Origin of the sequence: Methylobacter sp. BlB1 (assembly GCF_015476545.1) — a bacterium.
Lineage (GTDB): Bacteria > Pseudomonadota > Gammaproteobacteria > Methylococcales > Methylomonadaceae > Methylobacter.
The window spans coordinates 1-16,374 of record NZ_JADMKV010000081.1 but is presented as its reverse complement, the minus strand read 5'-3'; the positions used below and the strand labels follow the sequence as shown (position 1 = coordinate 16,374).

Here is a 16,374-nt window from a genome sequence, read left to right as displayed (position 1 = left end):
GCAGCGCCCCTGCGGGCTGTTCTCGCCGAAAGCTGCGGTGCTCGGCGCGGCAAACAGGATGAAACAGCCCACGCGTAATATCAGTTATGTTATTTGGAGAAAAATCAATGAACTCACAAGAGCTTTGGCGGCATTACCAAGATTGGTTTTACTTTCACAAAGACTTGGAATTGTATCTTGATATCAGCCGGATGCGGTTCAGCGAAAGTTTGGTGGAGTCTCTACAGCCAAAATTTGCGAAAGCGTTTAAAGATATGGAGGCATTGGAACAAGGCGCAATTGCCAACCCGGATGAAAACCGAATGGTCGGGCATTACTGGTTGCGTAACCCTGAAATTGCGCCATCGGAACTGAAAAATCAGATCATGGAGAACATTGATCGCATCGAGGCTTTTGCCAAGAAGGTTCATGAGGGCTCGATTCATCCGCCACAAGCGCCAAAGTTCACCGATATACTTTCTATCGGGATCGGCGGGTCCGCGCTCGGTCCACAATTTGTAGCCGACGCGCTGTCAACCGATTTTCCACCGCTCGCTATACACTTTATCGACAACACCGACCCCGCAGGGATCGATCGGATCATCAATCGGCTGCATGACCGGCTCAACAGTACCCTAGTCATAGTCATCAGCAAATCCGGCGGGACGCCCGAAACCCGCAATGCCATGCTGGAAGTGAAGCGCGCATACGAGCAGCAAGGCCTGGATTTTCTTGCCCATGCCGTGGCTGTCAGCAAAATAGATGAGCTGGAGCGAATTGAAGGCTGTCTGGCAGAATTCCCCATGTTCGACTGGATAGGCGGGCGGACTTCCGAGATGTCTGCCGTAGGATTGCTGTCGGCTGCGCTGCTGGGGATTGATATCCGCGCGCTGTTAGCAGGTGCAAAGGAAATGGATATTGCCACCCGCGTACCTGAGATCAAGCGCAATCCGGCCGCTTTGCTGGCCCTTGCCTGGTATTATGCGGGCAACGGCAAGGGTGAAAAAGATATGGTGGTTTTACCTTATAAAGACGCTCTGCTGCTGTTTTCACGCTATCTGCAGCAATTGGTGATGGAGTCTCTGGGCAAAGAAAAGGACTTGGACGGCAACACGGTCCATCAAGGACTTGCGGTTTACGGCAACAAAGGGTCCACGGACCAGCACGCCTATGTTCAGCAATTGCGGGAAGGCGTGGCGAATTTCTTTGTGACTTTCATAGAAGTGCTGGAGTACCGGGCGGGACCCTCCATTGAAGTCGATACCGATGCAACCAGCGGCGACTTTCTTTCCGGATTTTTACAGGGTACGCGGCACGCGCTTTTCGAGAATTTAAGGGATTCGATTACCGTAACGATTACACGGGTAGACGCTCAATCGGTCGGTGCCCTGATCGCCCTTTACGAACGCGCCGTTGGATTTTATGCCTCTTTGATCAACGTCAATGCCTATCATCAGCCCGGTGTAGAAGCAGGGAAAAAGGCCGCCGAGACATTGTTGGGGCTGCAACGGAAAATTCTCTCCGTTTTGAAAACCACGGATCAGCCTCTGGAATTGGCGGCATTAGCGGAAAAAGCGGACGCCAGTGATCAGATTGAAGACGTTTACAAAATTCTGCGGCACTTGGCGGCTAATCGCCGTGGTGTCGGTTTGCATGGCGATCTTGCCAAGCCCGGTGAACTGACTATCAGTTTTAATAGACCGGCAAGCGTTTGAAAAGTCTTTTTGACTGTCGTCCTTAAATTGCTGAGTTTGTCTTGCCAGCCAAGGAGTAATACAGCATGACACTGAAAATCTATTTGCTTCGTCATGGCGAAACGACGTACAGCCAACGCGGCGCTTATTGCGGGGCGCTCGATGCCGAACTTACCCCGGAAGGCAGGCAAATGGCGCAATTTTTTGCCGAAGCCCATCGCTCGATACCCTGGACTGATGTCTATGTCAGCCCGATGAAAAGAGCGATAGCGACAGCACAGCCTTTATGCGACGCCTTGGGCCTGACCCTGCAGATCAGGGATGGACTTAGCGAAATCAGTTATGGAGCGTGGGAAGATCAGGAGTTGGACACTGTCAGGCAACATTACGAGCAGGACTATCTACGCTGGCAGACTGATCCTGCCTGGAATCCGCCGACGGGCGGCGAAACGGCTATTCAGATTGCCGCCCGCGCCCTTCCCGTGATTACGGAAATCGAGTCCGGATACAAGACCGGCAATGTGCTGGTGGTATCCCATAAGGCTACCATACGCATCATTCTTTGCAGCCTGTTGGGGATTGATGTAGGCCGTTATCGGGATCGTATCAACGCTCCGGCTGCTTCCGTTTCCATTATCAAGTTTGCTGCTTATGGACCGATGCTGGAAGTTTTGGGCGATCGAAGCTATATGCCCGAGCATTTGCGCAATCGCGCTGGCACTTAGTGGGCGTAAACGGACTCTCTTTAGGTTAAAAGTTACCTATTTTTCAATCGCAACACTTCTGAAAGTCACTTTATATCAAGCGATTGATGGCCAAGCCAAAATTTTATGGAGTGAATTGCAGTGACTCTTTCGTATAAAGCAAGCCATGGCTCATATTTTCCGCCTGGTGCAACGGTCAACGATGCTGGAGTGAATTTTTCAATTTTCAGTCGTCATGCCAGTGGCGCTGATCTATTACTTTATGACGCGGCCGGAAGTCTGGAGCCGTTTCAAATTATCAGCCTCAATCCCAAAACAAATCGTTCTTTTTTCTTCTGGCATGTGTTCGTCGAAGCGCTTCCCTCCGGGACCCATTATACCTGGCGAATATTTGGACCGAACGATACGGCTTCGACAGGGCGGCGTTTTAATCATAAAAAGGAATTAGTAGATCCCTGGGCCACGGCAGTTACCGATGCCTTTTGGAACCGGCGCCGCTCTTCCGATCCGGACGATAAAAGTCGTTCGTCATACCGGGCCGTTGTCGCAAAGTCTGATTATTTCTGGTCGGACGAGCATGCCCGCAAACGCGGCCTCGAAGGAGCGATCATATACGAATTGCATGTCGGCGGATTTACGCGTCATCCTTCGTCTAGGGTAGGGCAGCCCGGCACGTTTACAGGATTGATCGATAAGATTCCTTACTTGCAGGAACTTGGCATAACCCATGTCGAGCTGATGCCGGTCATGGCTTTTGACGAACAATTCGTGCCGGATAACGTGGCGGCAAGAGGATTGAAAAATTATTGGGGCTACAGTACGCACAGTTTTTTCAGTCCCCATCCAGGCTATTGTGTAAGCCCCGAACTTGGAACGCATGCGCGCGAATTCAAGGATCTGGTCAAGGCCCTGCATAATGCCGGCATCGGCGTTATTCTCGACGTGGTTTTCAATCATACGGCGGAAGGCGACCACAATGGCCCGATGATCAATTTCAAGGGTTTTTTCAATGACATTTTTTATCATCTCGATGCGCAGAACCGGAGTTACTATCGCGATTACACCGGTTGCGGCAACAGTATTAATTGCAATCATCCTTTGGTGACGCAATTCATTCTGCATTGTCTGGAGTATTGGGTTGATGAGATGCATGTCGACGGTTTTCGTTTCGATCTCGCCAGCGTCTTTACACGCGGCGAAGACGGCATACCCCAAGCCAATCCGTCGCTGCCCTGGCGGATCGAATTTTCCAATGCACTTAACGGGGTGCCCATGATTGCGGAAGCATGGGATGCTTCGGGCCTGTATCATGTAGGCTCGTTTCCCGGCTTACGCTGGGCGGAATGGAACGGGCGCTATCGGGATGTGATCCGGCGTTTTGTCCGTGGCGATCCGGGGCTGGTGGGCGAGGTGGCTTCATCCATTGCCGGCAGCAGCGATCTTTATGCGGACGATGACAGGTTACCGCTTCACAGCATTAATTTCATCAGCTGCCATGACGGTTTCACACTTTATGATTTGGTCAGTTACAACGGTAAGCACAACGAAGCCAATGGTGAAGACAATCGCGACGGCTGCGACAATAACTTATCCTGGAATTGCGGCGCTGAAGGCGAGACCGATAATGCGGAAATTTTAGCCCTACGGCGGCGGCAAGCAAAAAATCTGATGAGCATCCTGTTATTAAGCCAGGGAGTTCCGATGCTGCTGTCCGGCGATGAGGTGTTGCGCACTCAAAAAGGCAATAACAATACCTGGTGTCAGGATAACGAACTTTCGTGGTTCGACTGGAACCTCGTGAAAGAAAATGGCGATATGCTGCGTTTTGTGAAGGAACTGATTGCCTTAAGACGCCGGCACCCGAATCTCAACCAACGCGAATTTCTAAGCGGAGAAGCAGTGTCCGACCGAGGGCTTCGCGATATCGCCTGGCATGGATACCGGCTGGATGAACCGTTATGGTTCGATTCAAACGCTCGCTATCTGGCATACACACTGGCTGGGTTAACTGATGATGAGGAGGATCTGCATGTCATGTTAAACATGTCTGAGCGGACAGTGGATGCTCCTTTACCTGAGATTCCTGGGCGAGCATGGCGTCTGGCGCTGGATACCTCTCGTATCAGCCCGGATGACATTATGTCTTGCAATCAGCAGAGGGATTACGAAAGTGCGTCTTATCAAGTATCCAGGCATACTGTCGCCGTTTTCGAGGGGCGCAGGTGAACAAACCATGACCAGTACAGCAAGCCAACGTGGTATTTCCAGGATACTGGTCATCAATTGTGGCAGTTCCTCGATCAAATACGGACTGTTTGTAATGGAGCCAATGCATTCACTTGCCAGTGGGCTGGTGGAGCGTATCGGGGAAAGCGTAAGCCTGATCCGGCACCGGGCAGAAAATGCTCAAGGCGAACTGGTGGAGAACAAGCAAGAAATCGAAGCCGGCGACCATCGGGCCGCCTTCGTCCATATTGCCGCGATTTTACGCGGCGCCTTCGGGTTTGATGCAGGGGAGGGGCCGGATGCGATTGGTCATCGCGTGGATCATGGTGGAGAAGCCTTTTCAGTATCGGTGGCTATCGATCAGGTGGTCATCGATAGGATTCGAAAATTAATTCCATTGGCGCCGCTGCACAATCCGGCCAATCTGACCGGCATTGAAGCCTGCCGGGAAATTTTTTCGTCCGTGCCGCAAGTGGCTGTTTTCGATACGGCTTTTCATCAGACCATGCCGCCGCATGCTTTTCGATATGCCGTTCCGGAAATTTGGTACAGCCGTTATGGTATTCGTCGGTACGGATTTCACGGCATTTCTCATTGTTATGTAGCAGGACGGGCGGCCGAATTTTTGCAGCGCCCGCTCGAGGATCTTAAATTAATTACCCTGCATCTCGGCAATGGTGCTAGCGCCGCTGCAATACAACATGGCCGTTGTATCGATACGTCCATGGGCTTCACGCCTTTAGAAGGCCTCGTCATGGGAACTCGGTGCGGTGATATGGATGCAGCAATACTGCTTTATCTGGAAAACGTTCTTGGCCAGAGTTCGAGAGAACTGCAGGAAATCCTTAATAGGGATTCAGGATTGAAGGGGTTATGCGGCAGCAACGATTTGCGCGAAGTACTGGCGCGTGAACAAACTGGAGACGAACGCGCCCGCTTGGCGCTGGAAGTCTACTGTTACCGTATCCGAAAATATATCGGCGCCTATTTCGTTGCACTGGATGGTCTGGATGCACTTGTTTTCACCGGCGGTGTCGGTGAAAACGCGCCTTTAATTCGAAGCTGGGCTTGTAAGGGCCTTGAAAAGCTTGGCATCGCTATCGATTCAGAAGTCAATAACGGGTTACTTGAGGAAGTCAGCGAAATTGGATTAAGCGGCCATTCCGTTCGTGTTCTGGCCGTGCGCACGAACGAAGAATTGCAGATTGCGCGCGAAACGCTTTCAGTCTTGACTGAGTAGCCATCGTGTCAAATGGATTCTTTTGATGCGGCTTCAGGTCAGAATAACAGAGGAACTCATCTCCTTTGAGTTGAATTCAGGCTAGATTGGGCATCACTTGGAGGTCAAAATGAACAGCAACATTTTCGATCCTAATAAAAGTTATTCACTATTAGGAAAGGTCGAAGGGGCGGAAAAAGCCTTCCTGTCAGGTCGACGCAACCGGGAACAAGATCTGGAAAGTGCAGTCGCATTTTTCCTGGAATTTTTACGCGGCTTCGAAAGCTTTGATCTAGCCAAACAGTGCGTCACTGTGTTTGGTTCGGCAAGATTTAAAGAAGATCATCCCTACTATCATCTGGCTCGCGACTTGGGAAGCGCATTGGCCAATGCGGGTTACATAGTAATGACCGGCGGCGGTCCCGGCATTATGGAAGCTGCGAACCGCGGCGCCAAAGAGGCGGGAGGCTACAGTTTGGGCTGCAATATCAAATTGCCTCATGAACAAAAACCCAATCCTTACCTTGATCAATTTATTGAATTCGAACATTTCTTCATTCGCAAAGTCATGCTTATCAAGTATTCATGCGCCTTTGTGGTGATGCCCGGCGGTTTTGGCACGCTCGACGAAGCTTTTGAAGTGATAACCTTGGTACAGACAGGCAAACTGGAGCGGTTTCCTGTCATCGGCATGGGCGGCGATTTTTGGGATCATATCCGACAGTTTGCCCATGACAACATGTTGCAGCAAGGCGTTATCGGCGAGGAAGACCTGGACTTGATACATCGCGCCGACAATGTGGAAACAGCCATAAACATTATCAAGGAGAGCTACTCAAATACATAAAGACCTTTCAGTATTAATGACAGCAAAGCCTTAATAACTAAAAACAGCGGAATTGTGCATGCCTATGTTGAATCAGCATCCCAAACCCGACAATTACGCTTATCTTCTGTCCGGCTTGCTGTTTTTGTTTTTGCTTGTACCTACGTTGCGCTCTTTCCCTGATCTGGCAGAAAACGCTCATCTGATGCGCCTCGGCTTGCAGATCGGCTATAGCACATTGATGCTGCTTGGTGTCTGGAGTTTGCATAGGGAAACTCGACTTTTCTACATAGGCATGGCGCTTGCTGTATTGAATGTCTTATTCACTGTTATCAATGTTTATTACCCCAGCAGGATTATTGAATTATCGTCCACTCTAGTGGCTTTCGTGTTTGCCATCATCAGTGTGATTATCTCTATCAGACACGTGCTCGGCGGAACTACTATTGATCGTAATCTGCTATTCGGAGCGATGTGTGTTTATCTTCTGATGGGGTTAATCTGGGCAATTTTATATGGATTGATTTTTCAGTTTTTGCCGGGATCATTCAATGGCATAGCCGATATCCACGGCAATGCTACTTTGGACAACCTTCTTTACTACAGCTTTGTGACTTTGGCGGGTCTTGGATACGGCGATATTACGCCGGTCGTGCCATTAGCGCGTACGCTTGCTTACTTGGAGGTGATAACCGGCCAATTGTACATCGCTATCATGCTGGCTGGGCTTGTGAGCCTTTTCCTGAGCGGACGTGGCGTACGTTAAGATGCGAATTAAAGTAGAAGAGCCAGTTCATCGATTACATTTGATCGAGATAGCGAGCTGACGATGTTTTCCCTGTCATTGAAGGAGTATTCGGAATTGTTGAGCTGTCAAACAAGCTGAAATTCAATAGCGCTGTTGTTAATCAGAAAGATCCTAAGGAGCCGATACAGCATATGCGCAGTGCATCAGTTTCTCTCTCCATGAGGCCGTAGAGTGCCGAAGGTTGTTCTGCTACTTGTCTTGGTCTTGGGCATGAGCGGTTGCAATTTGCTCAAAAATACCCTGGAGTTGCCTGAAAAGGGCATCAGTTCCATGTTTTCACTCAACCAAGAAAACGAAGCACCCGATCCCGTCGAACTGCAATCCCAGTTGCTTCGCTTTGCTGACAATTCTATTGAAACACTCAATCTTGCCATAGGCCAGTTGCAGGGAGAAGACGATAAGGCCGCCCGAAGGCGAACCCTTCTACAGCGCCGAATCACCACTACCAATGATATATTGGCCATCGCCACCGGGGCCAACACCTATGCCAATCTCCTCGATATGGTCATCTTCGCCAGCTTGAACCGGATGAATGTCGAGGATTATTGGATGCCCACCTTCTACGGCAAATCAGTTAAGCCCTATCTGATCGCTTCTCAAGAGGTAGAGGAGGGGATTTGGCAGATCGCCTCGAAGACACTAAAAGAAGAACAGCTCTCGGAACTGCGTACCGCCATTAAAGCCTGGCACGAGCAACACCCGAATGTGCGTTCGCCCCGTGATCTCGAATCATTTGGCTTTGCGTCCGAAGCCGCCGAGATTGATCGCAGATCCAGCCCAAGGATAACCAGCAGTGTGTTTAATCTGCTCGCTATAGACCCCTTGGCGGGACTCGACCCCGCTACCCGCGAGTTGGCCAACACACGGTTGTTCGCGGAACGCGGTTTGTTCCTAGCCAGACACATGCCAATTCTGATCCGCTGGGAAACCGAATTACTGGCCATACATACGGCAGAAATGCCTGAGATGGAAAAGTTGCTGGCTAACACCACCCAACTGTCCGAATCGGCAGATCGGTTCAGCCAGACAGCGGAGCGCCTGCCAGGATTCATCAGTACAGAGCGCCAACAGATCATCCAAGCCCTGGACGCGCACCAGCCGGGGCTCATCAGCCTCACCGTCCAAGCCGAGAAAGCACTGGACGCTGGCAGACAGATGTCCAACGCGTCTACCGCCACCCTAAAGTCTTTCCAAGATGTGGTGCGGCAACTCCAAGTCAGCCCGTCGAGTCCGAACGCCGAGCCTTTCCGCATCAACGACTACACTGCGGCTGCAGCGCAGATCAATGCTACTGCACAAGACTTGGTGAAACTGCTGCATGCTTTTGACCAGACACTGGCTTCCGATAAGCTTGAGGGGTTGTCAACCCGACTGGATGCCGCGGTCTGGCAAGCCCAGGCTAGTGGCAAAGCATTGGTGGATTATACCTTCAGGCAAATCGTGTTTCTGGGTTTGATGCTGATCGCTTCCGCTTGCGGGATAGTGCTGGTTTCCGCTGTGGCTTTTTGGCGGTTGAAGAAGAAATTTGCTTAAGCCATATTGGTCAATAGCGGTGAAGCATAAGCTCTGCAGCCCGAAAGCGTGGCCGCTAACCGATACTCAACATTGTCAGACCGGCAGATCAGGCGTTGTCTGCCGAACATTGATATGTCCTTACCGATCTGCTAGATTACGGGCGATTAAAACTTATGCCGGTTCAAGACGATCCAGGCGCCGCCAGAGTTCTACTATGCTTGATGGTCACGTAACCGGCGAACCCTTGTTGAAGCGTTCTTACTTGAAGCCATCGCGACCGATATGGGTTACGGCTACAACCGATTCATCGATTACATTTTGCTCGGCTCGAATAGCAAGCCAATCGCCGTGGAAAAGGTAAAGTTGTAGATGGAACTAAGGATTCGACAATCAATAATTGCCTGTTTTTAAATCCGGCTGGCGGCAGTGGGAGCGATGCCTACATCGCGACTTGCGGCGGTCTTTAGTCGCGATGTAGGCATCGCTCCCACGAGGGCTCATAAAAAATCGACATCGGGATGTTATTTTGAATCCAACCCTTAGTAATTTTGACTTTCTTAAACACCATGATGAGTTACTGGTGCGATTGGCCCAAACCGCCGAAGCCTGTTTCGTGCCCGACCCCAACACCACGCTGATCAAAATGCGCCAACTGGGCGAAGAACTTGCCAAAACCATCGCCTCCCGCGTGGGAGTTGACTCCGGCAGCGATGTCAAACAGGTCGACCTGTTAAGAGATCTGGACTACACCCTCAGGCTGGACAAACAAGTCAAAGACGCTTTCCATGCTTTAAGAAAACTCGGCAACCCAGCGACCCACGACATTACCTCATCCTCCCACCGTGATGCCCTTAAAGCCTTACAGGTAGGTCATGCGCTCAGCGCCTGGTTTCATATTCAATTCGGTGGTGATAAAGCCAAAGGTTTCAAACTGGAGCCGTTTGCAAAACCGCAAGACCCTTCCGAAAAAGTGCGTCAACTCGAACAGGCGCTACAGGAACTGCAAAAACAAACGAAAACGGCGGAAGACCGGTTAAGCCGCGCCGAACAACAGCAAAAAATCGAAGCCCAAAAAGCCGCAGCCGAAAAGCAACGTGCCGAACAGATGGCGAGCGAGAGCCAGGTCTGGGAACAAATCGCCACCGAGCACGAGGCCAAGCTGGCGCAATTCCGCGCCAAAATGGATGCGGCCAACATTGAATACTTCAAGTTTTTTACCGGACTCGAAAAACAACAACAGGCCGAGCAAATTCGCCGTGTAGAAAAGTCCACACTACACCTGAGCGAAGCCGAAACCCGCATTCTGATCGATGAACAGCTTATCGAAGCAGGCTGGGAAGCCGATAGCGTCAATCTCAGATACTCCAAAGGCGCCCGCCCGATAGCCAACGCCAACCGCGCCATTGCCGAATGGCCAACCGATTCGGGCCCCGCCGACTATGTCCTCTTTATGGGCTTAACTCCCGTTGCCGTGGTTGAAGCCAAAAAGAGCGCGAAGAATGTCTACGACGATATCGGGCAAGCCAAACGCTACGCCAAAGGTTTGCTGGAACAAGGCGCATTCACTCTTGAAACCAACTATGGCGAGTTCAAAGTTCCCCTTACTTTCGCTACCAATGGTCGCCCTTATTTAAAACAACTGGAAAAGGAAAGCGGCATCTGGTTTCTGGATGTGCGCGACAACAGCAACCGCCGCAAAGTTCTAAAAGGTTGGTACACACCGCAGGAAATCAAAACCTACCTCAGACAAACGCCCCAGCAGGCGGAAGCCGAGCTGGACGAGATGGCGTTCGACTACAATCTGAAACTGCGCGACTATCAAGTCAACGCCATCAAAGCCGTCGAGAGCAGCATCAAACAGGGCAAAAACACCGCGCTAATCGCCATGGCCACCGGCACCGGCAAAACCAAAACCGCCATCGCCATGGTGTACCGCCTGCTCAAATCCGAACGCTTCCGCCGCATCCTGTTTCTGGTCGACCGCTCGGCGTACAAGCCACCGGCGATTTCTGCGAAGTGCGCCTGGAAAACCTCAACACTTTTGCCGACACGTTTGAGGTGATGGGCATGGAGCAAAACAAGCCCCCCAAACCCAATCCGGAGGACGATACCAAAGTGCACATCGCCACCGTACAAGGAGTGGTGAAGCGTATCCTTTACCCCGGCGATAATGAAAACAAACCCGGCGTCGGCCAGTACGATTGCATCGTCGTGGACGAATGCCACCGGGGTTATTTGCTTGACCGCGAACTCAGCGATACCGAAATCCTGTTCCGCGATCAAAAAGACTACCAATCCAAATACCGCGCTGCGATCGACTATTTTGACGCCTTCAAAATCGGCCTCACCGCCACGCCCGCGCTGCATACGACCGAAATCTTCGGCCCGCCGGTATTCACCTACAGCTATACCGAAGCTGTTCTCGACGGCTACTTGAACGACCACCTGCCGCCGATCCGCATTCATACCAGGCTGGCCGAACAAGGCATCAAATATGCCGTCAACGAACAGGTCAAAGTCTACGACGCCGAGAACAACAGCATCGAAACCTACAATACGCCGGATGAACTCAACTTCGATGTCGCCGACTTCAACCGCAAAGTCATCGCGCCGGAGTTCACCAAAGTCGTCACCCAATGGTTGATCGAAAGCGACGCCATCAACCCCTATTCGCCGGCGAAAACCCTGGTGTTCTGTGTGACCGACAAACACGCCGACGACGTGGTGGAAGCCTTTAAAACCGTCATCGAAGCCTATCACGGCGAAGTGGAAGACGATGCCGTGCAAAAAATCACCGGCACCACCGACAAGCCATTAGAAAAAATCCGCAGCTACAAAAACGACCGCCTGCCCAACATCGCCGTCACCGTGGACCTGTTAACCACCGGCGTCGATGTGCCGAAAATCTGCAATCTGGTGTTTTTGCGCAGGGTCAACAGCCGTATTCTGTTCGAACAAATGCTCGGCCGCGCCACGCGCCTGTGCCCGGAAATCGGCAAAGGCCCGTTCCGCGTTTACGATGCGGTGGATATCTACAAACAACTGGAAAAAGTGAACACCATGAAACCGGTGGTCACCAACGTGGATATCAGCTTCAGCGACCTTGAAGCGGAGATGACGCAAACGACCGCCCCCGACCTGCAAGACCTGGCGAAAAAGCAATTTATCGCCAAACTGCAGGTAAAAAAGAATTTCTTAACCGACGAACAGGTCAGCAAATTTGAGACTCTCGTCGGCAAGCCGCCCGCCGAGTTCGCCAAAGAGCTGAAAACCATGCCGCTGCAACAAGTGGTGCAATGGTTTACCAACCATCCAGGACTGGGCGAACTGCTGGACGCCAAACTGACAGGAACCGGCGGCTTTCTCCCGCCCATCGTGATTCACGAGGGTGAAGATAAAATCACCCAAATCACCACCGGCTACGGCGAAGGCCAAAAACCGCAAGACTACCTCAATGCCTTTAAAGACTTTATCAACGCCAACAGCAACCGCCTGCTGGCGATACAGACCGTCATCAACAAGCCCTGGGCCTTGAGCCGGCAAAGCCTGAAGGAACTGGCGGTCGAGCTGGATCGCAACCGCTTTCGCGAGCAAGACCTGCAAACCGCCTGGCGTGAAGTCAAACAGGAAGAAATCGCCGCCCGCATTATCGGCTTTATCCGCCAGGCTGCCCTGGGCGAAGCCCTGATTCCATGGGAACAGCGTGTTGATAACGCCCTGGAAAAAATCCTGACCAGCCAGCCGTGGAAAACCCCGCAACGGGAATGGCTGCAACTGATTGCCCAACAGATGAAAGCCACCACCGTCGTCGACGAAGCGGCGCTGAACCAGGGCATTTTCAAGCACCAGGGCGGCATGAAGCGCGCCGACAAATTATTTGAACAGCCGGTGACCGAAGTATTGGAGCGATTCAATCGAGCGTTATGGCAATAAACCACATTGAGCATTAACGTCGCCGGTCGGGGCATTCGCCCCGACCGTAACGTTTAAAGCACTTCGATTAATAAGTTGCCTTCACGGTTAAACGTATGGACGGGTTAAATAACCCGTCCAGCTACCGGATAAGGCGATAGCCGCATCCACCTTACCAAACTTGGAATGTGCTGCCTGTAGGGGCGAATTCATTCGCCCTGGGCGATTAAAATCGCCCCCACAAATGGGTATTCAAGGAAATTATTTATAGCCGGATGCTTTGCCTCATCCCGGCATTCCGTGCCCGGATGAGGCTAGGCCTATGTTAAAATCGAACAATTATCCGCAAACCAACCTTAACGACCCAACCTTATGAGCACCCAAGACCTCGTCGCCAAACTCTGGAATCTGTGTAACCTGTTACGGGATGACGGCGTCACCTATCACGAATACATCAACGAGCTGACCTTTCTGGTGTTCCTGAAAATGGTCGAAGAAACCGGCCAGGATGAACTGATTCCCACAGGCTGCCGCTGGGCCGATCTGGAAGCCATGAATTCCGCCACGCGCCTGGAAGCCTACAAAAAAATGCTGGTGGATTTAGGCTCCCACGGCTCGCTGATTACGCAGGCCATTTACAACAACGCCAGCACCGTCATTCGCAAACCCGCCACCCTCAACAAACTGGTCACCGAAATCGACAAGCTGGACTGGTACAACGCCAAAACCGAAGGCCTGGGCGACATGTACGAAGGTCTGCTGGAAATCAACGCCACCGAGAAAAAATCCGGCGCCGGCCAGTACTTCACGCCGCGGGTACTGATTAACGCCATGGTGGAATTGATGAAACCCACGTTGGATGACGTCATCGTCGACCCCACCGCGGGCACCGGCGGCTTTTTGATCAGCGCCCACCACTATATCAAGCAACACAACAACATCAACGCGCTGGATGAGACGGCCTACGACAAATACCAGCATAAAACCTTCTACGGCATGGAGCTGGTGCCCGATACCCGCCGCCTGGCGATGATGAACCTGATGCTGCACGACCTGGCCATCGACGACCGGAACGCCGGCATTCTGTTCGGCGATACCCTGAGCAACGAAGGCAAACAACTGCCGCCCGCCACGCTGATTCTGGCCAACCCGCCGTTCGGCACCAAGCAGGGCGGCGGCATCCCCACCCGCGACGACCTGGTGCACTACACCAGCAACAAACAGCTGGCCTTTCTGCATTTGATGTACCACGTCATGCTCAAACCCGGTGGCCGGGCTGCCGTGGTGTTGCCGGATAATGTATTGTTCGAAGGCAGCACCGGCAAAACCATCCGCCAGGACTTAATGGAAAAGTGCAACCTGCACACCATCCTGCGCCTGCCCACCGGCATTTTTTATGCCGCCGGTGTGAAAACCAACGTGCTGTTTTTCAACAAACCCAAAGACGCGAATAAGGACAAAGGCAACACCCAAAACATCTGGGTCTACGACCTGCGCGCCAACATGCCGCAATTCGGCAAACGCACCTTGTTTACCGCCCAGCATTTGCAGGAATTTTACGACGCAGTAGGCCGCGACCTGACCACGGTGGACGAAACCGCCCGTCAGGATTTTATCGAGCGTCATACCCGCAACAACGGCAATCCGGAAGCCTGCCGCTTGCGTTGCTTTAGCCGCGAGCAAATTCGCCAAAAAGACGATTCGCTGGACTTGGCCTGGATACGTGATGACAGCGTGGAAGACAGCGCCAAGCTGCCGGAGCCGGATGTGTTGATTACCGAAGCACTGGAAGAAATGGCCGGGGCGATGCAGGAATTGCAGGCAATTTTGGTTGAGTTGGGGGCGGCGGAAGAGGGTGAGGAGGTTCTGGCATGAGTGAGCTTCCTTCTGGGTGGATACAAGAACCGTTGCAATCCCTGGTGTCTCTGAATGAAAAACTCAGCGATATAGAAGACGATGAAGATTGTGGATTTGTGCCGATGAATTTGGTGCCAACCAAATTACTGGGAAAAATTCAGTATGAACAAAAGAAATGGGGCGATTGCAAAAAAGGATATACCCATTTCAAGGATGGTGACGTATTACTGGCAAAGATTACCCCTTGCTTCGAGAATGGTAAAAGTGTTCTGGTTTCAGGGCTTCCCAATGGTATAGGAGCAGGTAGCACCGAGTACTTTGTACTGCGATCCGAATTTCTAGATTCACGATATCTACATGCCTTTGCTAAAACAAAACAATTCAAAGATGATTGTTCGGTTCGCATGACCGGCTCGGTCGGCCATAAACGTGTTCCTAAGGATTACTTGCTTGAGTATCGCATCCCAGTCGCCCCCCTAAACGAACAAATCCGCATCGCCGACAAACTCGACAACGTGCTCGCTAAAGTTGATGCGGCCCAGGCACGCCTGGAAAAAATCCCCACCCTGCTCAAACGCTTCCGCCAATCCGTCCTCGCCGCCGCTACTTCCGGGGAGTTGACGAGGGAGTGGCGTGAAACTAACGGTATACATCTTAACCAGTGGTCTTGGAAGAAACTTTCGGATATTGCGGAAATACAAGGTGGCGTAACCAAAGACTCAAAAAAACAGTCAGATGTAGATGAAGAAATACCGTATTTACGGGTTGCGAATGTGCAGCGTGGTTATTTGGATCTTACAGAAATAAAGACAATTAGAATACCCAGCTCAAAATTAGAAAAATTATTATTAGAGTCCGGGGATGTCTTGTTCAATGAGGGCGGTGATTTGGATAAATTAGGACGGGGGTGGATTTGGGAAAATCAAATAACTCGCTGTTCTTTTCAAAATCATGTTTTTCGAGCACGTCTTTACGACTCAACTAACAATCCAAAATATGTTTCATGGTGGGGGAATACCGAAGGTCATGAATATTTTATTCGGCAAGGAAAACAAACTACAAATTTAGCCTCAATCAATAAAACGATTTTGAGCAACTTGCCAATCAATATGCCGCCGACTGAGGAACAAAAAGAAATCGTCCGCCGCGTAGAATCCCTGTTCACCCTGGCCGACACGGTCGAAAAACAGTACCTCGCCGCTAAACAACGCCTCGATCGCCTGACCCAGTCGTTACTAGCCAAAGCCTTCCGCGGCGAACTGGTGCCGCAAGACCCCAATGACGAACCCGCCGCCGAATTGCTAAAACGCATTCAAGCCGAACGCAACGCGCAGCCGCCGGTGAAGAACAAGCGGAAGCAACAAGCATGATCGCCGCCACCAAATCATCGTTCCCACGCTCCGGCGTGGGAACGCATTGGCGGACGCTCCGGCGTCCCGATCCGCGCCGCTGGAGCGGCTGGACGGCATTCCCACGCCGGAGCGTGGGAACGATCAAATACCTCGCACCCCAACAGTGCATAGCCCCCTGGGCCCAAGCGCTGCTGGCCAAAGCCTCTACCGGACACGTCCCAGTAGTTGTAGGATAATGGTATGGACTCCTCCTCTTCCCTGCGGCATCACGATGTGCCAAAG

General features: G+C 51.7%; 12 protein-coding genes. All 12 read left to right on the top strand.

Annotation, left to right across the window (positions count from 1 at the left end; genetic code table 11):
* Positions 1-181 (top strand): hypothetical protein (locus IT781_RS22515; protein ID WP_228779295.1); only part of this gene is annotated, 181 nt, incomplete at its 5' end.
* Entirely contained in the window at positions 108-1,694 is a 1,587-nt protein-coding gene (locus IT781_RS19780) for a glucose-6-phosphate isomerase (RefSeq protein ID WP_194971901.1), read from the top strand. The genes IT781_RS22515 and IT781_RS19780, both read left to right, overlap by 74 nt.
* Before the next feature lie 65 nt (positions 1,695-1,759).
* Positions 1,760-2,398, top strand: a complete 639-nt coding sequence (locus IT781_RS19775; protein WP_194971900.1) for a histidine phosphatase family protein — start codon at positions 1,760-1,762, stop codon at positions 2,396-2,398.
* Between the two features lie 120 nt (positions 2,399-2,518).
* On the top strand, positions 2,519-4,603 hold the full coding sequence (gene glgX, locus IT781_RS19770) for a glycogen debranching protein GlgX (protein ID WP_194971899.1): 2,085 nt from the start codon (positions 2,519-2,521) through the stop codon (positions 4,601-4,603).
* 7 nt (positions 4,604-4,610) lie between these two features.
* Positions 4,611-5,843 carry an acetate/propionate family kinase gene (locus IT781_RS19765; RefSeq protein ID WP_194971898.1) on the top strand — a complete coding sequence of 411 codons (1,233 nt, stop codon included), beginning with the start codon at positions 4,611-4,613 and terminating at the stop codon, positions 5,841-5,843.
* Positions 5,844-5,952: 109 nt separating this feature from the next.
* Positions 5,953-6,669 (top strand): TIGR00730 family Rossman fold protein, encoded by a 717-nt coding sequence (locus IT781_RS19760; RefSeq protein ID WP_194971897.1) that lies wholly within the window; start codon positions 5,953-5,955, stop codon positions 6,667-6,669.
* A 58-nt stretch (positions 6,670-6,727) separates the two neighbouring features.
* The gene (locus IT781_RS19755) at positions 6,728-7,414 is read left to right on the top strand and encodes an ion channel (protein WP_194971896.1); all 687 of its coding nucleotides are present in this window, start codon (positions 6,728-6,730) and stop codon (positions 7,412-7,414) included.
* 252 nt (positions 7,415-7,666) lie between these two features.
* Positions 7,667-8,989, top strand: coding sequence for a hypothetical protein (locus IT781_RS19750; protein WP_228779294.1), 1,323 nt, complete (start codon positions 7,667-7,669; stop codon positions 8,987-8,989).
* 562 nt (positions 8,990-9,551) lie between these two features.
* On the top strand, positions 9,552-11,033 hold the full coding sequence (locus tag IT781_RS22670; protein WP_370527054.1) for a DEAD/DEAH box helicase family protein: 1,482 nt from the start codon (positions 9,552-9,554) through the stop codon (positions 11,031-11,033).
* Complete coding sequence (gene hsdR / locus IT781_RS19745) at positions 10,988-12,904, top strand: type I restriction-modification system endonuclease (protein ID WP_370527053.1); 1,917 nt, start codon at positions 10,988-10,990, stop codon at positions 12,902-12,904. Before IT781_RS22670 ends, hsdR begins: the two co-directional genes overlap by 46 nt.
* A 351-nt stretch (positions 12,905-13,255) precedes the next feature.
* Positions 13,256-14,758, top strand: coding sequence for an N-6 DNA methylase (locus IT781_RS19740; RefSeq protein ID WP_194971894.1), 1,503 nt, complete (start codon positions 13,256-13,258; stop codon positions 14,756-14,758).
* Positions 14,755-16,110, top strand: a complete 1,356-nt coding sequence (locus IT781_RS19735; protein ID WP_194971893.1) for a restriction endonuclease subunit S — start codon at positions 14,755-14,757, stop codon at positions 16,108-16,110. The genes IT781_RS19740 and IT781_RS19735 overlap by 4 nt, the downstream gene beginning before the upstream one ends.
* Positions 16,111-16,374: the final 264 nt, after the last annotated feature.

What these genes read in the sequence shown, in the direction of transcription:
- IT781_RS19780 (WP_194971901.1), top strand. Translation starts at nt 108, where the DNA reads ATGAACTCACAAGAGCTTTGGCGGCATTACCAAGATTGGTTTTACTTT.
- IT781_RS19775 (WP_194971900.1), top strand. Translation starts at nt 1,760, where the DNA reads ATGACACTGAAAATCTATTTGCTTCGTCATGGCGAAACGACGTACAGC.
- IT781_RS19765 (WP_194971898.1), top strand. Translation starts at nt 4,611, where the DNA reads ATGACCAGTACAGCAAGCCAACGTGGTATTTCCAGGATACTGGTCATC.
- IT781_RS19760 (WP_194971897.1), top strand. Translation starts at nt 5,953, where the DNA reads ATGAACAGCAACATTTTCGATCCTAATAAAAGTTATTCACTATTAGGA.
- IT781_RS19755 (WP_194971896.1), top strand. Translation starts at nt 6,728, where the DNA reads ATGCCTATGTTGAATCAGCATCCCAAACCCGACAATTACGCTTATCTT.
- IT781_RS19750 (WP_228779294.1), top strand. Translation starts at nt 7,667, where the DNA reads ATGAGCGGTTGCAATTTGCTCAAAAATACCCTGGAGTTGCCTGAAAAG.
- IT781_RS19740 (WP_194971894.1), top strand. Translation starts at nt 13,256, where the DNA reads ATGAGCACCCAAGACCTCGTCGCCAAACTCTGGAATCTGTGTAACCTG.
- IT781_RS19735 (WP_194971893.1), top strand. Translation starts at nt 14,755, where the DNA reads ATGAGTGAGCTTCCTTCTGGGTGGATACAAGAACCGTTGCAATCCCTG.